The sequence below is a fragment of the Clostridium sp. AF34-13 genome, assembly GCF_003477845.1.
Taxonomy (GTDB): Bacteria; Bacillota; Clostridia; order Lachnospirales; family Lachnospiraceae; genus Butyribacter; species Butyribacter intestini.
Window position 1 is genome coordinate 59,966 of record NZ_QUEB01000011.1, and the last position, 26,222, is coordinate 86,187.

A 26,222-nucleotide genomic window follows, 5' to 3' on the forward strand; every position below is an offset into this window, starting at 1 on the left:
ATTTAATCAAACAGATCACCATATGGTTTATATGTATCTTCCGTTTCTTTTTCTGCATTAAATGCAACTCTGCTCACATGTTTCTTCTGTGGTGTTTCACCTGCAAAAGAGAATGTCTTATTCTTTTTAACAAGTTTTCCAAGAGTGGCATCAGCCTTCTCAGATAACTCTTCCTTAGAATATTTGTTTACAGAATCCTCAGACATAAGTGCTTTGAATTCGTCTGTATCAAGATATTCTGAATATGCTTCGTCATCAAATACAGTCATCTTATCTGCAAATACTTCAGCAGATTTATATGTGTTTAATTCCTCTACAACAGAAGAGTAGTTAGAACGCATATCATTAAGAGAAGCATCTTCTTCGTCAGTTACCCATACAGAGTGAACAGCAACTCTATCGCCTACTAATGAGAAATTGTCTCCATCTCTATTGAATGACTGTCTGTAATATTTTCCATTCCAATAATCAGACATAATAAGAGTATTATCTTCATAAACAGTTACGCCATAATAAGCATTATCTGCTTCTCCATACATCTGATTAACAAGATTGTAAAGAGACATAGTAATCTCATCTAATGATAAAGAAAACTCTTTTACAGAACCGTCAGACATTGTTACAGAATATTTTTCTGGATTTACAGATTCATTTTCTGTTACACCTGTATCTGTAGTTTCATCCTGTGTATTTTCAACTAGATCTTCTTCGGCATTTTCAGTTGTTTCTTCGGAGGTTTTATCGACTGTTTTCTCAGATTCATTCTCTGTTACAGTTACTTCCTCCTCAGTGGTTTCTTCTGTTTCAGTCACCTCTACAGTTTCAGTAACTTCTTCTTCAAATTTTTCCTTTTCCACTTCGATTGTTTCCTCCTTTCCGCTAATATCGTTTTTATTATTGAAACAAACAGACTCAAGTTTTTCGAGTCGTTCTTGTAAATCAATTAAAGTAGAATCATAGTCTGAAAATAGACTATTATTTTTTGCATTAAAATCAGCAATGTCTAACCTTGCGTTAAGCATCCCTTCGCCAATATCTTTTTTGGTGTCTGGATCTTTGCCAAGTAAAGTCGCACCCATAATAACAACATCAGTTAATTCAAGAATCTTATTTTTTCCAGAATATTCCATCTCATTAACAGCAAGTTCTACGCTAATCTTTGTTCCATTTTTTCTTTCTATAATTGAAGCTGCATCAGTATAATCAACTGGAATAGCACAATATCCGTATAAAAAGTTATGTCCAGTTTCTTTTTCAACTTCAAAGAATGGTTTATCAGATGTAAAACAACCAACCTGTTTTTCGATGTAATTTACCGAGCCATCATCGTTTAATTCCATATCATGTGAAGTGAAATCTTTTAATGTCTCACCAGTTTCTTCATCTTCATATTCCATAAAATTTGCCAATACAGGCTTGTATGCCATTGTTTTTGAAGCTTTCTTTAATGCTTCATCTGTTACGCTAGAATGATTTCTATTTTCGCCAGAATGCATTAACTTGACTTTGCAAAATAGAAGTGATTCATCTTTATAATCAGCGTTTTTATCTACTTCAAATTCAGCAGGTACTTGTACAAAAATTTGATGTCCTGATTTTTCTGCACTAAAATGTGTTGAACGCTTATATCTATTTGAATAAAAATCATATAAATCTTCCATAAATAAAAGACGTTTTGTATTCTTCTTAGCCATTTATCCTCCTTTCCGACAAAATAAAAAGCCGTCTAGGAAGACGACTAAAATGTAAGTATGTTTGTACTTTTTACTTTATTTATATCAACACTATCTGAAAAATTAATTGAAGAACTATTCAGAAATGTGTAGATGTTTTTATTACCAGTTTCCATTTTCTGAAAACCACATTTCACAAGAGCAGAAGCAGTAGTAGCATCTGCTGTGATTAAAAATTTTCCTTCCATTCAATTACTCCTTATTTTCCTGCCTTGGTTGTTTCATTCTTTTCTGCGTCACGAGTTTCCTCTGTTGAGTCTGCAATTTGGTCGTCTTTCTTAGTCTGACCACCACCTTCATTATCACTCGTACCACTTTGCGTATATGAAGATGAGAGAGGAGTAAAATAATTCATTAATCCTAATGACTTCATCATAAAAGCATTATTAACAACTCTTGAAGGTGAAGAACCATCCAACGTTGCATAATCCATTGTATCTATACCCAACGTAGCTTTATCTTTTCTTTGAGACATCTTTTCATCAAGGTCAAATACAGATACATAATGGAAATAAAATTCAAAATCCTCTGTGATATTTAATTTGACATATCTCTGGATGTTTGCTTCAATTCTTTTTAATAATTCCATAGGAAGCGTCATATCAACTGTGATAGAATGTTTAAGACCAACAGAACCTGATTTTTGACCATTGAATATCATTTCCGATATACCAAGAGAAGAAAATAAATTTTTAATTGCCTGTGAATATACATTAGTATCATCAACCTGATTTTTATTACCAAACTCAATCTTTTCTACTTCACATGGAGTCCATGCTGAACCAACAAGACTTGGTAATACTTCATCAATCGCAGCTTGAGTAGCTTGTACAATTTCAAGGTCTACAGCAAAGTCATTTACTTCGCCTGAATTTTCATTCATAGGGATTTTTGATAAGAGAAGAACATAATTTTCAAGTTCTGTTTTAGAACGAATAAGAGCTTCGTAATCAAGCAAATCTAAGAGAGATACGAATACAGGTAGGAAGTAGGGCAGTGGTACAACTGGATCATCACCACATATAATACAGATAGTTTTCTCTGGTGGTAATTCAAACCATTTATAATCATTACCTTTTGATTTATATGTTTCGTAACCTTCTACAAAAACATCATCCCATAAACCTTCTTCTGAATCTGTTTCACTATCAGTACCATATAAGAAATCCTTATTGTTACCAGAATCAAAATAAGAGGCATCGAATTTTACAATCCACGTATCATTTTCAGCACGAGAACCGATTTTATAATATTTTGGATCAAGCGGATGTATAAAGAACGAATCACCATCATCATAACAAAATCCACAATAAATACCATCTCTTAGACAAGTGGCAATCATTTGCGAACCTATTTCTTTCAGATCCATTTTATCTAACCTGGTACAAAGTTCTTGATATCCTTTAATGTATTCGGATGCATCCTGTGGAGGATTTGCCCAATCGGGAGTATTGTAAGATACGTTATAACTAAAGATAGGAGTGTAAGCATAATATTCTATAATCTTTTTATAGTTATGACTGATACGATATAAGAAAGCAGATATATCACGAAGATTGTCAATATTGGCAAGAGGACTTTTTATGTATGATTGAAGTTTCTCTTTTGTGTATTGAGTATATGTCTTCGATGTACCTTTGGATATATTCTGCTGTAAGATACGTTGTAATTCCTGAAAGTTAATCATCTGTGCATATTTCTGAGTAGAAGTGGTTAGCTCATTTTTACGAGTTGGCGATGATTCTGTCTGTACTGATTTCTTTGCAGAATTATTTGTTTTCTGTGTTGCCATTTATATTTCTGATTTCCTCCTTTCCTTAGTTATAGAATCCCCATTTTTTAGGGCGTTTTGAGACACCGACCATTTTGGTGATGTCAAAATTGTTTGTACGTTTCTTGTTTCTGATATGATCCATTCGTTTTTCAGATAAATACCATCCAAGCATAGCCAAGACATACGCACGGTCGTCATGCATAGTAGCTTCTGAAGCGCCCGTATCAGCGTCTTTATACGCAGGAAGTTTGAATGAATCTTTACCACCTTCACGCTTATTTCTACAGATATTAACAATTTCCTCTTTCATTGCATCAATCTGAACTAATGCAACTTCTTCATCAGGTGTTAATTTATATACTTGCGTTTTAGCAGCTTCAATCAACGAAAGTCTTTCTTCCAGCTCATTTTCATATTCATCAATGCTCAAATCCAATTTGTCTAATTCTGCACGAATCTTTTCTTCCGATTCATTCATAAGTTTGGTATCAACTTCCATTATATTGAGATAACCTTTGTTATCATATTTTTCTGTGAAATGAATTTTGTCTGCTTCAACCATTTTTATTAAAGCCTCAAACATTTCAGATTTATATTTTGATGGTTCAATTAATTTCAGTTTTTCAACTGCATTAGGGTATCTTTTAGCATACACATCACCATTGTTATATTCCTTATCCAATAAACCACGGTGAACATTACCTTTTTTATCTTTCCAATCTTCAATTAAACTGTCTCGAACCCAAGAGTTTCCACCTCCACCAGAACCAGCATCGGCTAAGAAAATTTCAATATTGTCATAATCCAAAGCTTCACCGTTATAATCAAGAAGTATTTTCCTAATTTCTTTTATCTGGTCTTGAGTCATCATTGGTGTCTTTCGTCTAAGACCTAAATCGGAAAAGGATACAACATTTACAATATCCATTGTATATCCATCTTCCTCGTTATAAAGTAATTCACCTATACCTAGAATTGAATTATCGGTTGAACGTGCTGGATCATATGCTAAAACAAATGTTCTTTCATTTGTATCATTACATAATACAGGTGGACGAGTATAAGAATTTCTAACAATTAAAGCTCTTTTAATAATCTGGTTCGCATTCCCGTCTTGAGTGAATTTGTTATAATACTCACGTTGAGCTTTTTCTGGATTATTTCTTAATTCTGTCTCAACGGTTTCTCTATTCAAAAGTGGAACATAAGGTTTACCATGAAAAGTAGCATTAATAACAACATCACAGTTAATATCTGCTACAAAATATTTTGGATCACCTAACATCATTTTCTTGGAAAAATCACGATACTTTTGATAAAAAGCTGTGTCAATAGAAGAAGCAGAAGAAGCATATAAGAGCTGATGTGGAAATTCCTTTGGAAGAGAAGATATATCAATATTTCCACCAAGTTTGAAATTTGAATCAAGAGTTGTAAATGCACCAATAACATTAAATTCTTCTTCTGAGAGCCAGCCACCCTCATCAAAACAGACGCACTCACACCTCTTACCTCTTTTGGCATTGATATTACTATTCAATGTTTTTACAAAGCTACCATTATACAGTCTATATGTAAAGCCCATTGGATTGTGGATAAATCCATTTGAGTTTGCTTGCGATATTTCAACTTCATTTTTAAAAACATCTGTAAGACCAGTCATTGATTCAATATTTTTTAATGCAATATCTTCGATCTTCTTAAAAGTTTCTTGGGACTGGTCTGCTGTTCCTGAACAAATGTACGTTCTGTAGTTGTTGAACAGAAGTCCCTTTATTATGGTAAATAAAGCAAGTAATGTCGTATTATGAGTGATTGTATTTTTTTCACCACATAGATATAAATGTGACAATGAATCCACTTCAATGCACCTCATAGGAACTGGATCACATGGTTCTATAGAAATAATGTGCTTGTGAAGTGATTTTATTGGAATATCATCTCTTAATCTTTCATGTTTTCTTACAAAATTAAAACAGCTATTATTTTTATTAGTTATAAAATAAATGCGTCCCACGTCAAAGATTCCTGTTTGACATTTTTTGGTTGAATATTTTACATTATGTTTTATTCCTAACGAAGACAATAAAAAAGACACATCATTTAATAATGTGTCATGTCGTTCTATACTTTGTGTAAATTCACATCTTCCTTTTTTATCAACTGTACCATCAGTATCCATTAATCCTTTTAGAAGTTCAAATCTATCAGAAATAGAAGAGTATAAATAATTGTATGGTATTCTTTTTTCTGCGTTTAACAAATTCAACTCTCTTAATTTCGTTCTCAAAGGAGTTCCATCAGAAAGTCTAATTGTTATTCTTTTTTGTGTTGCTCTATCGTTTCTTATAGAATAAACAAAACTGCCAGTCGCTTCTATGTGAGAACATAATTCTATATAATCGTTGTTACAAGAATTTATAGTTCCATCTGAAGAAGCACCATCACCAAGCCATAATCCTAAAATATATGGTGGTATTGGTAATTCTTTTTTTGAGTATTGTAATGGCTTACATAAGTCAACATAATAATTATATTCATAAAAATTATCTTTTCTTACACAACCATCATTCTTATGATTATTTTTTCTTAAACGTCTATAGTCCTTTAATAATTCTTTTGTTGTCTTTACAAGATATTTTTTTTTCTTGTGATCATGTACATACCAATTATGATCTGCACACGCTTTAATCGTTTCACCATCACTAAAAGTAATGATATAACTTTCTGGAATATAGTTAATAGGAGACAAATATATAACTTTTGTTGGGTTGCCTTGTTCGTCAAATACCATATCCCCCAATTTTAAATCTCCCATTGTTTTATCACCATTTGGAGTTGGAATACGAGTATTTAAATCAAGCATTTTTCCTGCGGCACGACTTTCCAACCATAACACAAATGGTTTTGTCCATGAATTCATAAAGGTATATTCTTGTGCATCAAGAAGCTCAACTCCTATAAATTCTTTCATAAATTTTGTCGGGTATTTAATCCCAAATTGCTTTATTTCCGCTAATTTTTTATATCCTTCCAACTTCCTTTCAGATATTTGAAATTCAGTTGGTTTAACATAAATTTCATAATTTTTGGGTATCAATATTCCAGATTCAGTAGTCTCAAACGCCATAACTAATCCTCCTCAATATTGATTCCGTTTTCTTTTACGAGAGCTTTTAAGTCAATGTTTTCTCTGAGTAAAATACGGGCTTTTTCTTCATACTCATCAGCAATTCTCTTATATTTTGTAATAAGTTCTCTCTGTTGAATAATCATATCTGCTGAATCATTTTCGTCTAACATAATCTGCTTTAAGATAGAAGCATTACTGATATCTGCAACTTGCTTTAGACCAGCAGAGTATTCCACATCATATAAATTTACTTCTGCATCTCGTAAATTCATTTCTTTCATTTTACGGACTTTTCCAGTCCATGTGTTTTCACCCTTAGTTGAATTAACACTGTGCTTCAATGAAATTCCATTATCTGCTGCAAGCTTTAAAACCGAAGCGGTTATTTTACTTTTTGTATCTTCGAGATTTTTGATAGTAGATATATTTGCTTCAATATTTGTGTAATCATTCATAAGCCTTGCAATAATATCATTCATTTTCTCTATATGGTTAAACCCTTTTACAATTTCAATGATAGAAGAGAGTCGCATTCTATCATCATTTGCTTCTTCAGCAGCATCCAAATAACCAATGAGAGTTGCATATAAAAAAGGCTGTTCAGCAGTTGATTCTTTTGAAAATGGATCATAGCCTAATAGCCTTATAGCATCTTTTTTATTCTGTTCATAAGCTGACATTATTTCTTCATCTGAACTATCTTCATTTTCTACGGAAGAATTATCAGAACTATTTTCTGATATATTTGTTTTGACTTTATAAAAATCGGAATCAAAATATGTCATACCATTATATTGCCCCATTGAGATCTGACGGATATATGCAACCCAAATATTAGATTTAACTCTTCCAGAAGCAAGGTTTTCCATTTCCTGCATACTTGAATCCCATATCCTATCAAGGTATGGCTTATTTAAATATTTCAATGCGAGCTTCACTGATTCTTTATCAGGCTCATGTTCAATATTTTTATTGTCTACTTTTAATGCTATTTTACGAGCACAATCTTTACAAATAGGAGTAAGACCACTTTTACACATAGGATCTGTACTCATATAAAATTTATTCCTTGCTTTATGTGTATCACACATGTAACACCAAGCACCTTCTTTAAGTGACTTGATTTTCTCTTCTTGTGTTTCAACTTTTTTCTTTAATTGTGCAGCCGTTAATTTTGTAGGCTGTGTCTCTTTTGTCGTAGCCAAACTAACGACCACCTCCTTTTATTCCAATATAAAAGGAACTAACTAAACAGCTAGTTCCTCATAATAATTTTCAATGTTTTTATACTTATCTATAGTACCTCTGACTGTAGTGTCAGAAATATCATATTTTTGTGAAATTTCAGGTAAAGAATATCCACTTCTATATAATTCAATTATTTCTTTTTCTATTTTATCATTCATTTTCTTATTGCCTGGAGTTCTATATGGAATATTTTGACCGTTTAGATATCTACCTACAGTAGAAGGAGAAATATGTAACTGTTTTGCAATATCATAATTGATAACACCTTTATTATGTAATTCAAAGACTTTTTGATATATTACATGATATTTATCATCATTTTTTATTTTTCTATTTGCATATATTGTTTTTTCCACTACAGATTGAGAATAACCAAGAACTTTTACAACTTTACTAATACTACCTAACTCATCATAAGAAGATAAAATTTCTTCTTTTCTGATATTACGATAATATTCACCAATATTTTTTGTATATTTTGTTAATTCTGGTAGTATATAAGAATATGTCTGACCTGTACAAATAGCCGTAACTACTGCACGATTTGTATTGAATTGTTTGAATATTTCTTTCCTGTCTATACCAAGAAATATCATCATTTTAATGTGCCTTACATCATCTTTTGAAAGACTCGCTAAAACTCCACGCTTTGCTAATGACATACTGTTTTTAAATTCTTCTGTTTTCTTACCTACGCCATTTCCACCAAGCTCATCATTATATCCAAAATCTTGATTAGCTGAATTGAAATAAGCAATATAATTTATTTCACACTCATTAAGTTCTTCTTGTGTTCTACATTCTTTTAATATTTCAAAAGTAAAATTGTCTTCTCCATATTTATTCCACGCATTTTGCAAATGTGTATTTCCGTGATATCCACCTCTTAATGATGCTCTGTGATTTGTCCATCTTTGAAATATATTCCAAGACTGTCCAACATATTTTTTATTATTCTTAGTATTGGTAATTAAATAGATTCCAGAAACAGTTTTATGTCCATTTCTTTCATTACTACATTCAGGACATCCACAAGTATTTCTTTTTAATCTTGTACGAACATCATTAAAAGAATATTGTTGAACACCTATATATCTATGCTTTTTACAAATATAATCTAGTTTGGAATGACAAGTCTCATATTTTGATTTATCAGATATAAGTTCCAAACCACATTCATCAAAAACTCTTTTTACAATATTAAAATCTGTTAATTTTCCTCTCATAACATTTCTCGCTTTCCACTCGCAAAACCAATTAAAATAGAGTGAGAGAGTAGTGCGAGTATCTACTATACTGAAGCTCATGACTTCTTCAGCTTCTCACTCCATAATCCAACCACCTGCAACCGAAACAGTAACAATCCTCTCATAGTTGGCTATATATTTATTCTCTTTTACACAATTTACACTTGACTAATTCGACAGATTGCGATAAAATATGTCAAACTTATAAAAGGAGATGATATAATGGTTGAAGTTAAAAACATCAACGGAACATCAAAAGATAGATATTCAAATCCTAAAGGTTGCTCCTCTTGGATAACATATTGGGAAAATAAATCTTTACTCCCATTCCCAACATATTGTCAATGTGAGGAATGCTATAATCGTGCAAAAGTGGGAGCACACGTTAAGAAAACACATGAAAGCAATAAATGGTACATAGTTCCATTATGCTATGAGTGCAATAAGAAAACCGAACCATTTAATGTAAATGAAGATGACTTGGTAGAAGTAAATAAAGAAAATACCGTTGATTTATGGTAATAGTATAATTAAATGGAGAGTTGACAATACTCTCTATTTTTTGTATATAAAACCATTTGTACAAACATTTTGAATTTTTGAAAGTGCAATTTCTAACACTTAGCACACCTTCTACGATTTGAACATAGACCTGACGATTTTGGAGATCGTTGCTCTACCAATTAAGCTAAAGATGCATATAACAAAAGAGTCATCTTATTTGAGATGACTCTTTATATCACTGTTTTATAAAACTAATTTATTTATTTAGCGGGAAAACTTGCTCCATACTTTTTTTGTCTGGGAAAATAGAATCAAAGACATATGTGTTTTTTGTGGCAGATTTATCATCTAAAAAACCATCTAATGTATATTTTCCAAAAAAAAGAACATAAATATAATTTAATATTTTACGCATAAAAAATACCTCCCAAAAAAATAAACACATATATTATAGCATAAAGACATTCAAATGTCAATAAATTAAATATTATTATGTATTATTTTTTTTAAATAATGTTGATATTGGGACAAAAGCATAAATATGATATCTGCGAATGATTTTACAATATCAATATAAAATTTTGCTTGTCTATCTAAAAAAGCAGAATCTGATTTAGAGTCTACACATAAAAACCCAATCACATGATATACATTTTTTAATTTTGATCCATATAATTTATTTTGTTCGATTTGTATTGGCACTACAATTGTTCCAATATAATCATTTTGCCAATTAGGATTTGAATTTTTATAGTATTTTCCCTCTTTTCGTAACTTTTTGTCATATTCTAATAAATTCTGCTGATAAAAACAGTTCATACTTAGCCCATTTACAGGATTTACAATCTCTAAGAAATCTGTATTTTCACATAATTTTATTAAATCTGTTTCATACTTTCCTCTTGTTGTTTCGGAGTTATTAGACCGGCAAAATGTTCTTAAATAAATATCTTCAATACGATCTTTTGGTTCTGTTACAATTTTTACACAACAAGAAACTTTTTGATTACAATAGGTTTCTAAAACATTACACAAGTAATTCAAGATAGATGATAGATACACACGATAAAGATTAGTAAGTGTTTTTGTATCTGGATCATTGTTTTGTTTATGATCCTTCATTACATCAAAATAGATATCTCTTGAATCATGTGTTAATTTATGATAGTTAAAAGATGCAACTTTTAAACCATCAAGATATAATTTTTGATATTTTCTTATTTGACATATTAATAGAATAAAAAATGAAATAACAGCAATTATAAATAACCATATAAAACTAGTCCTATTTTTATATAGCGCAATAAAATTAATTACACTTGTTATAATTGTAATAACGCCAGAAACAACGGACGTAATATTAATAAACCACAAAGGTATATTATTCAATTTCTCTTTCATTAAACTTTCACCTCAATATTTATTTAATATATTATAATATATTATCTTATAATTGGGCAAAAGTCTACAAAAATATTTAAATTTATAATTTATAGCCTAAATTATTCTATATCCTGTAATATTTTTCAAATTTCTTCACATACTAATACTAAAATACACAAGGAGGTTATCATGAACGCATCATATAAAACAGCAATCCAATTTCAAGATTTATATATCCCAGTAAAAATGTTAAAAATATCACACAACAATTCCATAGAGCTTAATCAACTCTGCAAAGACTCTAAAGAAAGAGTATGTTACATCAAATTCTGTCCGTCTTGTAACAAGGAAATAACAAATTCAGATATAGTAAAGGGATATAAATATGCAGAAGATAAATATGTTGTCTTAGAACAATCCGATATAGATTCAATCACATCGAATCAAGACAGAACACTTTCAATAGAATATTTCTGTAAACCTAAAGAAATATCAAGTCTTTTAATAGATAAATCATATTATCTAATTCCAGAAATGGAATCAGAAATATCATACGAACTTCTTCGTAAAGCTATGATTACAAATAGGGTAGTAGCCGTTACCGAAATAGTGTTAGGCACTAAACAAGAATTAGTAGCTTTATTTTCTGACAAACATTGTATTATTGCAACCATTTTATTTTATGAGAACGAGATTAACGAATTACCGATTATCATGAAGCATAAAACAGATAAACAGCAACTCGAAAATCTCAAACAAGATATCTTAGATAATACAAAAGAATTTGATTGGGAATCTCATTATGATAAATATCAACTCAAGTTAAGAAAATTGATATTTGATAAAATTCCAAAATGATATTGCCTTTCTCATTCCATCCTCGAATGGCGAGCTTTCATCTAAACTGCATAGGACGTGTCCTATTGTTACAACAGTACCAGTCCGAAGACCACAAAGGGCATAGGGCAGTAGTAAGTGTTGAGCTTACACACCTAAGTTCCGTATGCATCCAAAAAATAGGTTTTGACATCAGGTTTACCGCATAATACTCGGTATGGGATTCGAACCCATGTTATCCGATAGAAAGTCGGAGGTCTTTGACCACTTGACTAACCGAGCATATTTAGGGTGGGAAAGTACCACCCATTATTTTTTACAGAGTATATTCTGTAGTTCCTTCAAAAGTATTATTCAATGCACGAATTTCAGCCAACTTCTCAGTAACAGCTTCCTTAACTTTCGTAGCAAATAATACACACTGAGCCTGTGCATACAGTTCCTTCTTATCAAGAACAGTATTTAATACTGTATCAGGATATTTTGTTACATCTCTTTCAAAGTGAAATGCTAAATCTTCATTGATAAGTTTTCTCTCATTTGTTACATCCGTAATCTCTAATTCAACAATAGTAGAATCGTCTTTCGGATCTGTTGTTACTTCTGGAACCCCATTATTAAGCTTTATATTTCCCTTGAACTGAATTTTACTATACTCGATATACTTATTGTAATTTGCAAGTAATTCTTTTTCCTGCTCACTCGTCAAATCAGCAGTGCCAAGACTTGTAACAGTAATATCTACACTTGCAATATCATTTTCTACATTAAATTTCTGATCTAATTTCATGAATTTGTACCCTCACTTTCGTTTGCAATTATTTGGTTGTATGCATCTTTGAAACTGATTACTAAATCCCTTAAAGTCTCTTTATCAATAGTACAATCCAAATTACTCATATCAATATTTGGATTTGATACCGTAAACTCCAATATATTTCCATTGGGTGCAAATAAAACTTCCACAGATTCATTAAGTAGAAGAGTAATAGAATCAATTTTATTTCCATTATTCGATGTTACTCGTTTTACTTGACCGACTTTTAATCTATCATTTTCAATAGATAATCTACTTGCCATTATATATACTCCTTTCTTTTATTTTTATTTCCTTTTATTCATTAACTGGGCATACTGGATTCGAACCAGTAAATGATGGGATCAAAACCCATTACCTTGCCTTTTGGTGAATGTCCAATATAAAAAAAATAGGAGAGTAACGACCCTCCTATAAAACTATAAGATTATATCATTTTATCGAATTTCTTTAGTTTGTACTTGTTTACAATCCAAGTTGCATTTTTATAATAATTACCCACAGGAACACAGTAACCACCACTTAATATCTTTCTAATTTGACTAGAAGAATTCTTGGTGAATGGGGCAGTACCATAACAACCATTATTAATAACACGAAGATATGCATATACTCCATTTTCTAAACTGCTATATCTTACACTACCACTTTTAATTCCCCATAGATTATAACCTCGACAATGTTTTCCTAATGTACTTTCAACCATAGCTTGAGAAATTGCTGTTGATGGTAACACACCATATCGTTTCCACTCTTTAATACAGATGTTTGCTATTGTATAAGCTCTGTTTTTCTGAACTTGCGATAATCCAATCAGTTTTACAGATTTAACCTTAATTATTTTTGGCTTTTTAGAACAAACATATTTACTATTTACATATGCAAATTTTCCTTTATATTCAATTTTTGTCCATTTTTTCTTCTTACCATTAACAACAGTAATTTTTTTACCTAAAGGAAGGATAGTAAAAGACTTACTTTTCTTAGTTGGTTTTTTTCTAATATGAACATTAGCTTTTACATACATTTTTTTAGTTGTATATGCTTTTAATCCTTTACCTTTTGTTTCAAGAATAGATTCTTTTCCAGTCTTTTCATCAATGTTAAAATGTTCTGATACAAAATCTTTAAGATTATCAATATTCGAAATGTATTCAGATTTTGAAATTGATGAACCTGATGCTATTGATGGAGTAGTAGTGACTGTATTTGCAGTTACTTTCATTGTGTTATTACAAGTTATTAAAAATAAGCCTGCAACAATTAAAAAACTTTTTCTCATAATTTCCTTTCTTTTGCAGTTTTCTTGTTACATATATTTATTCTCTGTTTGAGATTGGATTATGATGAATGTTGTGGCAGGACTCGAACCTACAATTATCATAAATGATCGTTTTGACTCCTTTAGACTACACAACGCTTAAATAGAAAATTTTCTACATATATTTTATTTTATTCGCTAACCAACACACGAACTGGTAAAATATACAAACACCTATGCCACCCAAAATACACTGCGCTTGTGTAGTGACATTCCATATTATGTATTGGTGACGTTAATCCAAACTTGCCCATGTTTTACCCAACACTTGTATGAACTCTGCAAAATTCATACAACTTAGACATAAGTTTTTATGATACAGAAATTGCAGTTTTGTATCATGGCAGTTACAGACCACAGGCTCAAAAGACACTGTAGTACAAACTTCAATTTAAGGTTCTCATTAACGTAGAGAAGCACGAACATCTTCTCATTTATGAAGGCTGAGAGCCACCGAAAATCCTAGATGTCGGTAGGAACGATATACTGCATTAAGGTTTCGTGCGCACTAGAGTCTTTGTATAGTCGGCTCTACCAAAATGCAATATTTGAGGAATCACATTAATGTGACAAATGGTCTTACAATGCTACATGAATAGCAAATGCCAAGAAAATTCTCACTTTAGCTTTTGGTATGAGAAAAGAATAGCTTTGCCTTCTATAACCAGTCGTAACCTTGTCTTTTTATAGCGTAGGACGACATCAACGCTGTTTATAAAAATCTACCAACAAATTGATAGAGCACCCTCACTTCTTTTGGATGTGAGCAGCTTATTATATTTATTTATTCTCTGTTATTGGGAATTTTTGACAGAATCGCCAGTATCTTATGTGGTTCAGCGTATAAGATTGGATATGAGATTGGTAAGAATGCAAGAAAATAACCGCATGGTCTGGTAAACTTATGGCGGTTAGATTCATTCTTTCCAATATTTGATTTCAAGACAACTGTTCTGCTATACGGATAGTGTCTTTTATTTATTCTCTTCGTCAGTAACATTAGAATTTTTGCTTCTTAGAGCATTAATTTTATTCATAACCTCTGCTTTGGTCTGCTTACGGCAGTAAAATTCTCTAGTTGTTTCAGTGGAACGATGATTGGCAAGCTCGGCTGCCAATGCTAAATCACCAGTTTCCTCATATACAAGATTTAGCCTAGTCTTACGCTGACAATGAGGTCTATAGTCAGAAATTCCAATAATTTCGCCATATTTCTTCATTCTATCTCTGATTGCACTGTCACCCATAGGTTTGTATTTTCCTTTATATTTTGTAATTAACAACGAATCACATTCTAAATGGTCATAATCATTCTTTCTCATCTCAAGCCACTCTTGAATGAGTTCTTTTGCAACACTCCCAAAAACAACCTGCGTATGATAACCCTCTTTTTCCCTTATGTCAACAAACATATTATGTTCCAAATCAAGCTTGGATAATTGTAGTTTTAACAACGCACCGATTCTATTTGCTGAGTCAAAACTTACTTCAAATAAAATCTGGTCTTGAATTGAATACTTATCATTTTCAGATAACTCTCTACGAATTGTCTGAACTTGTTCTTCTGTAAGGAAGTAAGAGTTCAAAATATGTTCCTCATTAGCTTTCTTCATTCTATCAAGTTTACCGTCAAAAGGATGATACTTAACGAAGCCACGCTTCATAGACCAAATATAGAATGAACTAACAGCAGAGATTTTCATGTTGATAATCTTTTTATGATTCAGAAGTGTTTCTTGACAGAACATAATATAGTTCTCCATAATATCAACGGCATTTTCCATAAACTCATCTGAATACAAATCTAAATCTCCATAATTTTCACCTAACCACATAAGAAAATGACGAAACAATCCTTCATATCTTTTATATGTAGTATCTTTAACATCCTGATTTTTTATAATATTTGATTGGAGATATTTCTTATATTTCTTCAAGTTATCAGGATTTATGAATTTCTCCTTATCCTTGGTAAAATATTTTACCCTTGTTACATGTGCCACTAAATCACTTCCTTTCGTATACAAAAAAGAAGCGAAATAGTAGTGGACTAAATCGCTTCTCTAAAGTTATCTAACTAATTTCATAACCCAATTGTTATAATTTTCAATAATCCATTTTCTACCTTTTTCAGTCCATTTCAGACAAGGCGAAGAATGTTCTTGTGTGTAACTCTGATAGTCAGCATATCCATCAGAAATTAACCATTCGTAATCTGCATAAGGACACCAAGTACCTGACTGATTTTTGAAAATGATTTTATTCATATTCATAATTTTATTTAATTTTGTGGCACTCTTAAATCCTAAGTCCTTTGCAATCACAGTTGTAGTAATAAGACCTTCTTTATTCAGAACATCATCATGGTATTCAATTTTTGGTTTTTGTTCTTTAATTTCCGCAACAAGCGGAGCAGTAGCAATTTCAACAAGTTTATTGTGTGCATATGCAACTTCACTTGCGTCTTTACTAAATAACATAAGTTTGAATTTTTCTTCTTCTGTAAGCTGAGTACTTGATTTAAGTTTCTCTTCCATTTGGTTAAAAGCATTTATGTATTTCAATTTCCATTCAAGTGCTTCTTTTCCAGTAAAGCCCATTGATAACAATGAAAATCCATCACGATTCATAAGATATTCTGGATTTTGTTTTCCATTAGAAGCCTTGTAACTACTTAATTTGAATAGAGCGCAAAATTGCGCTGTACTAATTTCTTTAGAAATATTCTTTATTGCTCTAAGAACTTCTTTGTGATTTTTCCCAAATTTCTCAGCAACTTCACGACTACTTGCTAATACTTGTCCATTTTCTTCTTTTAAAATAATTTCACTCATTTGTAAAATCCTCCTATTATTAAAACAATTGTTATTAGTAATAGGAGAGTGGCAGGTAATTATCCTGCAAACTCTCCGTTGTCGATGCGATAGGAACATACCCTATACATGCGTATCATCAACAGAAAGGTAGAGATAGGAGAGTGCAAACCATCCTACAAACTCTTTATTGAATTATCCGTTCAACCTATATTTATATTCTCTGTTCTCAAACTCAAAAACATTGAATTAGTGGGCAGGGTTGGACTCGAACCAACGAAGCCGAAGCGCCTGATTTACAGTCAGGTGTAATTGCCGCTATACGACCTACCCGTACAAAAAGAGTGTGTAGTATACACCACACACTCTAAGTTCAGATGTTATTCGGAATCAGCAAATTTGTCTCTTAAACACTTACACACTGATTCTTCTATAACATATCCTATAACTAAAATCCAAAAGCCTTTAACATCTTCTGAATATCTTCATGACTTAACTCATCGCTAGAGTAGTAAGAATAACTCATATAAGAGTCGCCATCCGACCTACTAGCAGTAAATCCGTGAGTATTTCCATCTTCGTCTTCAGAAGTACGTAAATAAGTTTCATCATGACAATTACAGTTCTTACAATTACCATCGCAGTCATCTTCCTGACCAAACAGAATAACTTCTTTATTCTCATTTACACAATAATCAATGATATTCTGCTCAATATCACCATCCATATCAATGTAGAAAATATCTGTTTTATCAAGAACACCAAAGTCCTCAATAGGAACAACAGTGATTACACCATTGTCATCAACCGATACTAAATATTCGTCTATATTCATATAATCAACAAGGTCAATCTCTTTAATACTTGTCTCATCAAGTCTAATAAGATTATCCAAAATATATCCAGCAATTTCTTTATTTACAATTACACCAATTGTTTTATCAGTATGATATAATCTATTGATATAAATAGAGATAATGTCATCAACCTTATCCTCAAGATCAATCATCTGAATGTTTTCGTATTTATTTTTCTTCAATACAAATTTCCTTCTTTCTCCATAAAAATAAGAACTATGCCAATAAACTAAGTTCTTTATCTAAAATTTGTTCTATATTATCAAAATCCCAATACCAAATTTCTAATAGTTTGATACTATGTTCTTTTGCATATTGTCGTTTTCTTTTGTCATGTTCTTGTTGAATTTGAAAATATTGCTCTCCTCCAAAATACTCTATCGGTTTTTCATGTTGTTTACCTTGAAATTCAATAAGTAAATTAGATGATGGAATATAGAAATCATAGGATAGTTCACCATTATTTACTCCATGTAATTCTTCGAATGTTTTTTGATAAACTACTTCTATATTTTTGTTTGTAAAATAGTTCATAATAGAAGTTTCTCCATTTGAAATATTACATTTTTTACAAGGAAAAATATAATCTGTTAATAATTTTCCAGCTTTAGAATATTCGGAAATGCAATTACATTTTTTATGTTTTATCTTTATTGGATTATCAGCCCCAATATAATCACTAACCAAATCGAATTGTTCACCAAATAAAATATTAAATGTGTTTATAAATTTCTTTTTATTTTTATTTATAATTTTTATATTAGAACAATATGGGCAATGTGAAGTTTTGATTTTTTCAAAAATTTTACCAGCTTTGTTTAAAGAAAATTCATTATGACATATCATACATTCATAATCCATTTTACTATCAATTCCAATATACTTAGATTTAGGAAGATATCCTAAATTTTTGGCTTTATTTACAAATTCTTTTTCATTCATACCTATGTAAATATCATGCTTACATAATTTATTACTACATTTTGTCTTACTTTTGAAAAAATTAGCAGGTTTCATTTTAAAAACAGTTCCACACTTATTGTGCTTAAATTGTATTGGTGTACTTGAGTTGATATATTCACTTAACACAGAATATTCATCACCAACCTCATTAAAAACTTTGGTTTTATAGAAGTCAGTAGTAATAATTTTTCCACTGCATTGAGGACACTTTGCTCCTGACGCTTTTAATACATGTGGTGTTGTTTCCCATTTGTATCCGCATTTTTTACATTGTATTTTAATTTTAGAAATTGCATTAATATATTGAGATAATAATTCTAAGCTTGGATTTAATGTATATATTTCATTTTTAAATTCGTTATTTGTTATTATCTTTCCCATTGTTCTGTCCTTTCTTGTACTTTTTACAATATAAAAGGCTAGTGCTTTTTCACACTAGCCATATCATTCATAAATTTTTCTGTTTCCTCAAAAATAAAAATTGTCTTTTCTTTATTTTTCTTGTCTGGCTTAATATCATAAATTGGATTTCCCAATTTTAATAAATATCTTGCAACACCAGCAGTAAATATTGATTTATATGTCAATATTTTTGTCCTTTCTTTTTGTAATGATTAAATATTTTTTGCAGTCTTTGACATCTTAAATGTAATTTCCTGATGTGCAGGAGTTACATATGTTTCGCCAGCTCTTTCACCTAACATAATCTTTCCTCTACGCTCTGGGACTGTCTTAACCTTAAACTTTCCAAGCTTTCCAACTGGAACTGACTCTTTAGCGTTAGCTTTTAATGTATCTGTAATGACCTCTGCAAATGTGTCAAGAACAACAGCGATGTCGCCTTTCTTAGCTCCTTCAATTCTTTCTGCAATTGCACTTATTAATTCATTCTTTACCATTTTTAATTTTCTCCTTTATTTTCCTTAATATTTTATTGTAATATAAAAGAGGGTAGCGTCCATATAAGGTACACTCCCTCGATATAACGATTTTATAAGGATAATCGTGAACCAAAGTTTGTTTTTCTTTAACAATATGTTATAATATATAATATTCTCCCCACCTACTGATCATATTTTGTGAAAGGTTGGTGATTCTCATGAACAAATGTGTTTATCCATATCTTGTTCATGTCAATGCTTACACTCGTGTAAGATTCGGAAGAATTGAACATGTTTGTAGACATTGGCGTAGATTTCCTACGAGATAGCTTGTCTGTTGTTATTATCTTTCAGTGCGGATCGGTAATTACTCGACAACAGACGGGCGGGAGAGTATTTATCTTAGAATTGGTAATTTGTTAGTCTAATTGAATATCATATAAACAAATTAACCCTTTGTCAGCTATAACTGATACTGTTTGCTCAGGTCTATTAACTTTTCTTATTGAAGTCGCAAATTGATCGCTACCTGATACACATCCTGACTGTATTACTTTTGTATCATATACTGTTTCCATAGCATTAGTGTGTCTATGCCCTAACAACACAATGTCTGGCTTTACATTGAACATCATTGTAAAATTCTGTACAACATTACTTGGCGAATCCTTATGTCCATGTGCTGCAAACACATTATTCCCACGGATATTGAACATTGCAATTTCAGGTTCAATATTGTTGTTACCAATAGTAATATTCTCAAAATTCTGCATTCTGGCTTTTAAATAGAACGGCAAGAGTACGTCCATATTTTCGCCATCTAAACCATCTTCCTTTTTAGGGGATATCCTAGAATGATTACCAGGCGTTGTATATACATAGATATGATTAAAATGATTTGCTAATCTAGTTAGCATAGCAGAAATCAACTCTGAAACATATTTGAACTGTTCCATAAGATCCATATTGTTCTGTAATCGAAGATTATTATGAATAATTCCACTAAGAATCTCGCCAATTACAAGATAACAGTTTTCAGATTGATGCATTCCACGGATATCTAAAATATCAGAGGTGAATTTTTCAATTCGTTGCTTTAAAATATCTTCATCAAAATCATTCTTCCAATTATGTATCTCAATTCCAGTATGAATATCTGTTAAATGCACAAGTAAATCTGTTGAACTGTTAAATAATGTATAATGTACTGGAATATTCATTGGTTCAACATTTTCGCAAATAATTCTTTTAACCATATCAGCATATGATTCTTTACGAGCTTCCTGTCTAATGAGTCGATTATACTCAACTCTTGCATCAGAAAGTTTAATCTTTTCTTTACGCATTTTAATTAACTCAGCATTATCTGAATTATTTTCTGTTTCTACTGGTTCATTAACCCATCCAGCGTCAATATACTCATATAATAATTTACTACCTTTGCGTACTGTATCTCTGTGCTCTAAATCACCATTAAATTCAGAACGAAAGTCAGCAACATCTTGCCATTCTAAATTTTCATCTGTTCTTTTTCTCTTGAGTAAGTCTAATTGTTCTCTAAGAAATTCATTCTTCTCGATGTCGTCCACCTACTCTCTATTCTTCATTAGATTCAGTAGGCTCATCGAGTTCACTTTCCTCTTTCACCTTCACGTTTATTTCAACATCGCTACCGTTAAATACCGATAGAAGAGTAACAAGCTTCTTTTCTTCGCCATCTACTTCAACAATCATACTATCTGTGTCAATGATACCTGCAATTTTCATAGATTTCTGCTTTGTTTCCTTAAATACAAAGTTTGCCATTTATCCTTTTCCTCCATAAATCAAAAATTCCCACCAGATTTATATCTGCTAGGATTATAATAATTATCTTTCTTACCTTTTTGTTTTCGAGTGTCTAATATTTTCTGAATTTTATCACGATACTCCTTACTATCACTTAACCGATACATACTTATAAGTGTATGATTTTGTGAATTTAATGGGATTTTATCATAACAAATATTATGTATAACAGTCTTTGCTAACTGCTTTGATAACATATGTGTGTGATAGTCACCTTCAATATCAATTCTTGTCACTCGAAAACTACCATCTTTAATTTTCTCAATTTTAAAATCTTTTTCAGTCATAGGCGTTACCCAACTGACTGAATTTTTCGTATTTTTTCTAAAGCATTTATATTATACATTCTTTCACAAAGATAATATTTTCGATTCTTAGTATATGTATGAGATATTCCATTTTCACCATAACAAATTTTATAATCTCTATTAAGAATCATCGCTTCTTGTTTCGTAATCTGAACTATTTTGATTCACTCCTTTTGAGTTATTTCTTCCATATAACAATAGAAGAGTAATTGCAGGTAGACGAATCGCACGTCTTCCATGAGATTATGACTCTCATATGCTTCTTTTACAACAACCTGCGATAAAAATAAAATAGCTAGTGAAAGCACCGATTTTCAGTGCAACCACCAGCGTAAAAAGTAATACAAACAAAATAAATACTTTATTATGATAGCAATAATCCCTTCGGATTGCCTCCACAAACGCACTCATATTCAGCCACAATATAATGAAATCTGAGCATATAAACCGTCATCCATATACTTTTTCACCAACAGGAATACACCTGTCTCTGTATCGGTTCGATTGGTTACGAACATCTTTCACCCGTCATTCAGAATTAATCAACCTCAAACTTACTTGTATAATTTGATGTTCTCTTTATATACCTTGTTCTTCTACTGCCTTGGGCTACTCAATCACTTGACTTATCTTATACGATCCATTTCCAGATCATCACGGCAAATTGACTTATTTTGGTATTCCCCTACTTATCTCCTATAGATTACCAGTCTACAGGCATCAGGGTTAAGCATTACAGTGTAACTCTCTATTACATCAACGACAAGATAGCAGCTTTTAACTACATTTGCTCTCAGTACATACGCTTATCTTTAAGGATTTTCCTAATATCCTAATATACCTCACGGTAGTTTGGAGCAAATCATTATAAAGTATCCCATATAATAATTTGCCGATATTCACGCATTCTCAGCACAGTGACTAAACCGATCTACACTGAGTTCATTGCAATCATAGTAAAGTATTTATTTTGATTGTTTCTATTTTATTTGTCAGCCAAGAAAAGCTGATTTCATTGTTTTCCATTACTGATATATAACACCACAAAAACAGTTATAAACCCTTATTTTATAAGGAAAACTCGGATTTTTAAAAAGTCTAGTGATTATTTTTCCACCAACTTCTTTTAGTTTCTAACCTACGAATTCTTTTACAATCATTACAATATTGAGTATTTCTACCTATTTTCTCAATAATTCCACCACATCGTTTACAACGAGAATACTTATTATTGTGCCCACGCTTAACAGAGTAATAGTCTTTTTGGTAGTTTTGAAAATACGCATTTAACGATCTATTGATGTACTTAACATAGAAATTATCTTCAGTGATAAAATCATAATTATTTACAATCTGAGTCTTATCCTCATATTCTTCAATTAGTTTGCAATTATCAAAGCATCTTCTTAAAAATCCTTCAACAACCTTTTTATACTCATTCCAAGATAATGTCATTTTCTCCATTTGAAAACGTTGTTTAAGTTTTTCAGCTTTGTCAATCGTATCATCAATAATATCCGTGACTGTATCTGCGTCCATTTCAATTCCAGATAACCAATCAAAGTATATTAACTTTGGTTTCTTTAATAAATCCATGTACTCCTTATTGAGAATTACCTCTTTATCAAAATATTTTGTATAAATATTATTGATTTTCTGCCTGATAATAGCACACCAATTTTCATCTTTAGTCATTGACTTGTAATATCTGTATTCAATTCCTGACCATGTATCAAATACTTGTCCAAGTTCTGTATTAAGTAAATCCTTTCTGACCTTAAAATAAATTGTTTTCATATATGTACGTCTTTTATTATCAGAAGCCCATATTGAGGAGCAGAACGAGTTGAATATCTCGTCCTTTACCTCATTATTCTCTGCTTCTTTGTAATCTTCTATAATTTCATATAGAAATGTTTCATTACAGTCGTAAATATGTATCACCTGCCTCAAATTCATAGTATTTTCCAAGATATTCATATGAATTGTCCGTCTTATAAGGAACTTCTCTTATTGATATATTTCTCTTTGGATTTGTGTTATTCTTGAGATTTTCAATGATATAATCACCATAAGCCGACCATGCAAGAGATTTACTAATAGAAACAGAAAAGTAAGAAGCTTTAATAACATAGTTTGCTATAATATTTTCAGGCAATCCAATCTCATTTAGGAGTTCTGCCTTATAATCATTTACAACTTCATCCATATTGAATTTATGGTCTTCATCATCCAACTTATCTCTATGTAGATTCAGATGCTGCTTGATATCAACCGCATACATATTTATAAACTTCCTACATTTCTTTAAGACTTTTCTATCAGACAAATCCAAATCATTATCAATGATTAAGCATCTAGTATCAACCAAATCAATTTTATTATCCCATAAGATATTTTTCTTTTCCCAAGTTTCAATATAATCACATAACTCATTCATAGGAGAAGGAGAGTGATATGCATTAAGATGTTCTTTGCCCTCATCAGAAACATCTCTATTCTTCTTGATTATATTCATATAGGATTTCATTTTTTTAGGATAGTTATGAAGTAAGAAATATGGAAGCTGTTTAAGATGCTTTCTAAGACCTGAATTCATATGCCATCTGAATCCTGTTTTAAGGAAGTCGATTTCTTTGCCTTGAAAAATTCTTAGAAGAGAAGAGTAATCAGAATATAATTTTTGAATATCTGGATTAGTCGTATATTTATTCTCTATACTTGTGGCAACATTAGTAATTTCACCAATACGATTATCTCTTGTCATTACTTCATATTCAATTAGATTCTCTTTTGTGTATGGTTTTGACTGAGCAGTTACTTTATCTTCAATATCAAGTATGATATGCTTGTCTATTTTTGAATCAATAATGATAGGATCATTGCTTAAATAGAAAATATCCCCATCAAAATCTGCGCCACCTTGCTGTGGAGCTGATACATCATACATGTTAAACATTACTACATCTTGGTCTTTAAAATAATCGAACCATTTTGTAAGAATGTCATTTCGTACAATCTTAATTTTATTTACTTCTGATGGATCAACAAGCGGAGAACGGAATGAACAACAATATCCTGGTTCAAAATTTGCTGTATATAATTCTCTTTCTCCAAGACAACCAACTGGTTCTTCACCAACGGCATACTGAAGATAACCAATCATATCACCGACACCTGTATGATAAAAACCTGAACAATAAATTTTACCAACCTTTGCTTCATCAATAGACTTTTTAAGTTTTCTATAGATAAATTGCTTAACGGCAGGATCTTTCAGCATAACATCATTTACCAATGCAGCTTCAAGATATTTACTTTCTGGCTCATAATCTTCTGTATCAGTAATTCCCATGAATTTATATGTATAGAATTTATCACCTTTAATGATTTTTTCATACATGTTAGTGGTATATTTTGCAAGCTTAATGATTTTCCCATCATTCTTAGAATCTAATATATCATAGTCCTTTTTTGTCTTATCTGTATAACATTTGACATATTTATCATTCCAAAGATCCAGACATTGTAAATACTGAAAATTCATTCGTGTATATTTATTTAAATGCTTAATATGATGGCTGTATTTACTGATTCCAAGTTTGAATTCATACTTTCTAACAGTATTCATATATTCAACCCATGCGTTTTCGCCATAAGTTGACTTAAAAATCTTGTGCCCTTTAAACATTGAAATATTCCAAATGCAATCTACATCATCAATGTTATGAATATGCCCATAAATGTCAGTAATAGTGGTGTAACCCCATTCTTTAAGAATTTGTTTAAATGGTACATATACAGAATATCCTTTAATAAATGGTAAACGCACCTGTGTTCCAATAACTTTGTAGTCTAATCCAAGTTGCTCACTCACAGTATTCATAAAGTTTTCTTCATGACAGCCACATCCGTCAAAAGGTGATAATCCAATATCTTTTAATCCTTCTTCAATTTCTCTGGTTTTATATTTCTTTTTCTTACCAGTATTTTCATCAACAAATTCTTTTTCTCTTTCAACTACATATTTGATAAGCTGATTTTTCAATGTTTTTTCATATTCGCCTATAATTACAATATTAGGCATATAATCTTTAATAAGAGTACATGAACTGAATGGTAAACATCTCTGAGCTTCGTACTTAGAAATAACACACTCATCAATTTTAATATCCATCTGAGTAATCAAATATAACTCATCAAAAATTTCATCACATACAAATGCAGTAATTCCATCTTTACCTTGGGAAGCTGATTTACCAAAACGAGAGTAGTGGATTCCATTATATGTGAATCCATCATTTAGAATTCTTCTAAGTGATTCCTCTTGCTTTGGATTCTTCTTTGCAACAACCAACATAAGTTCACTTATATGAGATGATGATTCGCCACGAAGTCTCTGAATCTGATCAAATAAAGGAGAATCACCTTGCTTGATAAGATATTCTTTTTTGATTTCTGTATCTCTATTAATCTGAATATTAAAATCTCCATCAATAAGTTCTCTTATTGGAATTTTTACTAATGTATACTGTACCTTTTTTATAATTATCAC

24 protein-coding genes and 4 tRNA genes are annotated in these 26,222 nt (G+C 31.1%); 2 read left to right on the top strand and 26 right to left on the bottom strand.

Annotation, left to right across the window (positions count from 1 at the left end):
* Positions 1-2: 2 nt before the first annotated feature.
* Genes DWZ63_RS10310 through DWZ63_RS10335 form a run of 6 tightly spaced genes read right to left on the bottom strand, consistent with a single transcriptional unit; the run spans position 3 to position 9,114 of the window.
* On the bottom strand, positions 3-1,694 hold the full coding sequence (locus DWZ63_RS10310) for a hypothetical protein (protein ID WP_118499801.1): 1,692 nt from the start codon (positions 1,692-1,694) through the stop codon (positions 3-5).
* A 44-nt stretch (positions 1,695-1,738) separates the two neighbouring features.
* The gene (locus DWZ63_RS10315; RefSeq protein ID WP_118499802.1) at positions 1,739-1,921 is read right to left on the bottom strand and encodes a hypothetical protein; all 183 of its coding nucleotides are present in this window, start codon (positions 1,919-1,921) and stop codon (positions 1,739-1,741) included.
* Positions 1,922-1,932: 11 nt separating this feature from the next.
* The gene (locus tag DWZ63_RS10320; protein ID WP_118499803.1) at positions 1,933-3,525 is read right to left on the bottom strand and encodes a hypothetical protein; all 1,593 of its coding nucleotides are present in this window, start codon (positions 3,523-3,525) and stop codon (positions 1,933-1,935) included.
* A gap of 25 nt (positions 3,526-3,550) precedes the next feature.
* Positions 3,551-6,637, bottom strand: a complete 3,087-nt coding sequence (locus DWZ63_RS10325; protein WP_118499804.1) for an LAGLIDADG family homing endonuclease — start codon at positions 6,635-6,637, stop codon at positions 3,551-3,553.
* A 2-nt stretch (positions 6,638-6,639) separates the two neighbouring features.
* Positions 6,640-7,845 carry a hypothetical protein gene (locus DWZ63_RS10330; RefSeq protein WP_118499805.1) on the bottom strand — a complete coding sequence of 402 codons (1,206 nt, stop codon included), beginning with the start codon at positions 7,843-7,845 and terminating at the stop codon, positions 6,640-6,642.
* A gap of 42 nt (positions 7,846-7,887) precedes the next feature.
* On the bottom strand, positions 7,888-9,114 hold the full coding sequence (locus DWZ63_RS10335; RefSeq protein ID WP_182431492.1) for a GIY-YIG nuclease family protein: 1,227 nt from the start codon (positions 9,112-9,114) through the stop codon (positions 7,888-7,890).
* Positions 9,115-9,357: 243 nt separating this feature from the next.
* On the opposite strand from DWZ63_RS10335, the gene DWZ63_RS10340 reads away from it, so the two are divergent.
* Positions 9,358-9,657, top strand: coding sequence for a hypothetical protein (locus DWZ63_RS10340; protein WP_118499807.1), 300 nt, complete (start codon positions 9,358-9,360; stop codon positions 9,655-9,657).
* Positions 9,658-9,760: 103 nt separating this feature from the next.
* Here DWZ63_RS10340 and DWZ63_RS10345 read toward each other — a convergent pair.
* From DWZ63_RS10345 to DWZ63_RS10350, 3 genes are all read right to left on the bottom strand, one after another.
* Positions 9,761-9,833 (bottom strand) — tRNA-Trp (locus DWZ63_RS10345).
* Positions 9,834-9,895: 62 nt separating this feature from the next.
* The gene (locus DWZ63_RS15730; protein WP_182431493.1) at positions 9,896-10,054 is read right to left on the bottom strand and encodes a hypothetical protein; all 159 of its coding nucleotides are present in this window, start codon (positions 10,052-10,054) and stop codon (positions 9,896-9,898) included.
* A 65-nt stretch (positions 10,055-10,119) separates the two neighbouring features.
* Positions 10,120-11,040 carry a hypothetical protein gene (locus tag DWZ63_RS10350; RefSeq protein WP_118499808.1) on the bottom strand — a complete coding sequence of 307 codons (921 nt, stop codon included), beginning with the start codon at positions 11,038-11,040 and terminating at the stop codon, positions 10,120-10,122.
* A gap of 171 nt (positions 11,041-11,211) precedes the next feature.
* On the opposite strand from DWZ63_RS10350, the gene DWZ63_RS10355 reads away from it, so the two are divergent.
* Positions 11,212-11,880, top strand: a complete 669-nt coding sequence (locus tag DWZ63_RS10355; RefSeq protein ID WP_118499809.1) for a Ku protein — start codon at positions 11,212-11,214, stop codon at positions 11,878-11,880.
* Between the two features lie 188 nt (positions 11,881-12,068).
* Here DWZ63_RS10355 and DWZ63_RS10360 read toward each other — a convergent pair.
* The 17 genes from DWZ63_RS10360 to DWZ63_RS10435 all read right to left on the bottom strand — a co-directional run bounded on the left by DWZ63_RS10360 (position 12,069) and on the right by DWZ63_RS10435 (position 26,222).
* A tRNA-Glu gene (locus DWZ63_RS10360) sits at positions 12,069-12,141 on the bottom strand.
* 34 nt (positions 12,142-12,175) lie between these two features.
* On the bottom strand, positions 12,176-12,649 hold the full coding sequence (locus tag DWZ63_RS10365) for a hypothetical protein (protein WP_118499810.1): 474 nt from the start codon (positions 12,647-12,649) through the stop codon (positions 12,176-12,178).
* Positions 12,646-12,939, bottom strand: coding sequence for a hypothetical protein (locus DWZ63_RS10370; protein ID WP_118499811.1), 294 nt, complete (start codon positions 12,937-12,939; stop codon positions 12,646-12,648). The genes DWZ63_RS10365 and DWZ63_RS10370 overlap by 4 nt, the downstream gene beginning before the upstream one ends.
* Before the next feature lie 45 nt (positions 12,940-12,984).
* Positions 12,985-13,056, bottom strand: a tRNA-Gln gene (locus DWZ63_RS10375).
* A gap of 47 nt (positions 13,057-13,103) precedes the next feature.
* On the bottom strand, positions 13,104-13,958 hold the full coding sequence (locus tag DWZ63_RS10380; protein WP_118499812.1) for a glucosaminidase domain-containing protein: 855 nt from the start codon (positions 13,956-13,958) through the stop codon (positions 13,104-13,106).
* Positions 13,959-14,971: 1,013 nt separating this feature from the next.
* Positions 14,972-16,000: a site-specific integrase gene (locus tag DWZ63_RS10385; RefSeq protein WP_118499813.1), complete on the bottom strand. Its 1,029-nt coding sequence runs from the start codon at positions 15,998-16,000 to the stop codon at positions 14,972-14,974.
* A 66-nt stretch (positions 16,001-16,066) separates the two neighbouring features.
* Positions 16,067-16,831, bottom strand: a complete 765-nt coding sequence (locus DWZ63_RS10390; protein WP_243020586.1) for a phage regulatory protein/antirepressor Ant — start codon at positions 16,829-16,831, stop codon at positions 16,067-16,069.
* A gap of 232 nt (positions 16,832-17,063) precedes the next feature.
* Positions 17,064-17,143 (bottom strand) — tRNA-Tyr (locus tag DWZ63_RS10395).
* 115 nt (positions 17,144-17,258) lie between these two features.
* The gene (locus DWZ63_RS10400) at positions 17,259-17,705 is read right to left on the bottom strand and encodes a hypothetical protein (protein WP_147353221.1); all 447 of its coding nucleotides are present in this window, start codon (positions 17,703-17,705) and stop codon (positions 17,259-17,261) included.
* Between the two features lie 178 nt (positions 17,706-17,883).
* The gene (locus DWZ63_RS10405) at positions 17,884-19,011 is read right to left on the bottom strand and encodes a zinc-ribbon domain-containing protein (protein WP_118499815.1); all 1,128 of its coding nucleotides are present in this window, start codon (positions 19,009-19,011) and stop codon (positions 17,884-17,886) included.
* Positions 19,012-19,049: 38 nt separating this feature from the next.
* Positions 19,050-19,217, bottom strand: a complete 168-nt coding sequence (locus DWZ63_RS15735) for a hypothetical protein (RefSeq protein ID WP_182431494.1) — start codon at positions 19,215-19,217, stop codon at positions 19,050-19,052.
* Between the two features lie 27 nt (positions 19,218-19,244).
* Entirely contained in the window at positions 19,245-19,529 is a 285-nt protein-coding gene (locus DWZ63_RS10410) for an HU family DNA-binding protein (protein WP_118499816.1), read from the bottom strand.
* A 401-nt stretch (positions 19,530-19,930) separates the two neighbouring features.
* The gene (locus DWZ63_RS10415) at positions 19,931-21,100 is read right to left on the bottom strand and encodes a hypothetical protein (RefSeq protein ID WP_118499817.1); all 1,170 of its coding nucleotides are present in this window, start codon (positions 21,098-21,100) and stop codon (positions 19,931-19,933) included.
* Between the two features lie 7 nt (positions 21,101-21,107).
* A complete protein-coding gene (locus tag DWZ63_RS10420) occupies positions 21,108-21,317 on the bottom strand; it encodes a hypothetical protein (protein ID WP_118499818.1) in 210 nt (69 codons plus the stop codon).
* A gap of 20 nt (positions 21,318-21,337) precedes the next feature.
* Positions 21,338-21,646 (bottom strand): hypothetical protein, encoded by a 309-nt coding sequence (locus tag DWZ63_RS10425; protein ID WP_118499819.1) that lies wholly within the window; start codon positions 21,644-21,646, stop codon positions 21,338-21,340.
* A 1,119-nt stretch (positions 21,647-22,765) separates the two neighbouring features.
* Complete coding sequence (locus DWZ63_RS10430; protein WP_118499820.1) at positions 22,766-23,626, bottom strand: hypothetical protein; 861 nt, start codon at positions 23,624-23,626, stop codon at positions 22,766-22,768.
* Entirely contained in the window at positions 23,589-26,222 is a 2,634-nt protein-coding gene (locus DWZ63_RS10435) for a hypothetical protein (protein ID WP_243020588.1), read from the bottom strand. The genes DWZ63_RS10430 and DWZ63_RS10435 overlap by 38 nt, the downstream gene beginning before the upstream one ends.

Bases quoted from the DNA above. Each gene is read 5' to 3' on its own strand.
- DWZ63_RS10425 (WP_118499819.1), bottom strand. From the start codon at position 21,646: ATGACTGAAAAAGATTTTAAAATTGAGAAAATTAAAGATGGTAGTTTT.
- DWZ63_RS10340 (WP_118499807.1), top strand. From the start codon at position 9,358: ATGGTTGAAGTTAAAAACATCAACGGAACATCAAAAGATAGATATTCA.
- DWZ63_RS10430 (WP_118499820.1), bottom strand. From the start codon at position 23,626: ATGAATTTGAGGCAGGTGATACATATTTACGACTGTAATGAAACATTT.
- DWZ63_RS15730 (WP_182431493.1), bottom strand. From the start codon at position 10,054: ATGCGTAAAATATTAAATTATATTTATGTTCTTTTTTTTGGAAAATAT.
- DWZ63_RS10310 (WP_118499801.1), bottom strand. From the start codon at position 1,694: ATGGCTAAGAAGAATACAAAACGTCTTTTATTTATGGAAGATTTATAT.
- DWZ63_RS10320 (WP_118499803.1), bottom strand. From the start codon at position 3,525: ATGGCAACACAGAAAACAAATAATTCTGCAAAGAAATCAGTACAGACA.
- DWZ63_RS10315 (WP_118499802.1), bottom strand. From the start codon at position 1,921: ATGGAAGGAAAATTTTTAATCACAGCAGATGCTACTACTGCTTCTGCT.
- DWZ63_RS10370 (WP_118499811.1), bottom strand. From the start codon at position 12,939: ATGGCAAGTAGATTATCTATTGAAAATGATAGATTAAAAGTCGGTCAA.
- DWZ63_RS10405 (WP_118499815.1), bottom strand. From the start codon at position 19,011: ATGGGAAAGATAATAACAAATAACGAATTTAAAAATGAAATATATACA.
- DWZ63_RS10390 (WP_243020586.1), bottom strand. From the start codon at position 16,831: ATGAGTGAAATTATTTTAAAAGAAGAAAATGGACAAGTATTAGCAAGT.
- DWZ63_RS10420 (WP_118499818.1), bottom strand. From the start codon at position 21,317: ATGGCAAACTTTGTATTTAAGGAAACAAAGCAGAAATCTATGAAAATT.
- DWZ63_RS10365 (WP_118499810.1), bottom strand. From the start codon at position 12,649: ATGAAATTAGATCAGAAATTTAATGTAGAAAATGATATTGCAAGTGTA.
- DWZ63_RS10325 (WP_118499804.1), bottom strand. From the start codon at position 6,637: ATGGCGTTTGAGACTACTGAATCTGGAATATTGATACCCAAAAATTAT.
- DWZ63_RS10355 (WP_118499809.1), top strand. From the start codon at position 11,212: ATGAACGCATCATATAAAACAGCAATCCAATTTCAAGATTTATATATC.
- DWZ63_RS10380 (WP_118499812.1), bottom strand. From the start codon at position 13,958: ATGAGAAAAAGTTTTTTAATTGTTGCAGGCTTATTTTTAATAACTTGT.
- DWZ63_RS10350 (WP_118499808.1), bottom strand. From the start codon at position 11,040: ATGAAAGAGAAATTGAATAATATACCTTTGTGGTTTATTAATATTACG.
- DWZ63_RS10335 (WP_182431492.1), bottom strand. From the start codon at position 9,114: ATGAGAGGAAAATTAACAGATTTTAATATTGTAAAAAGAGTTTTTGAT.
- DWZ63_RS10410 (WP_118499816.1), bottom strand. From the start codon at position 19,529: ATGGTAAAGAATGAATTAATAAGTGCAATTGCAGAAAGAATTGAAGGA.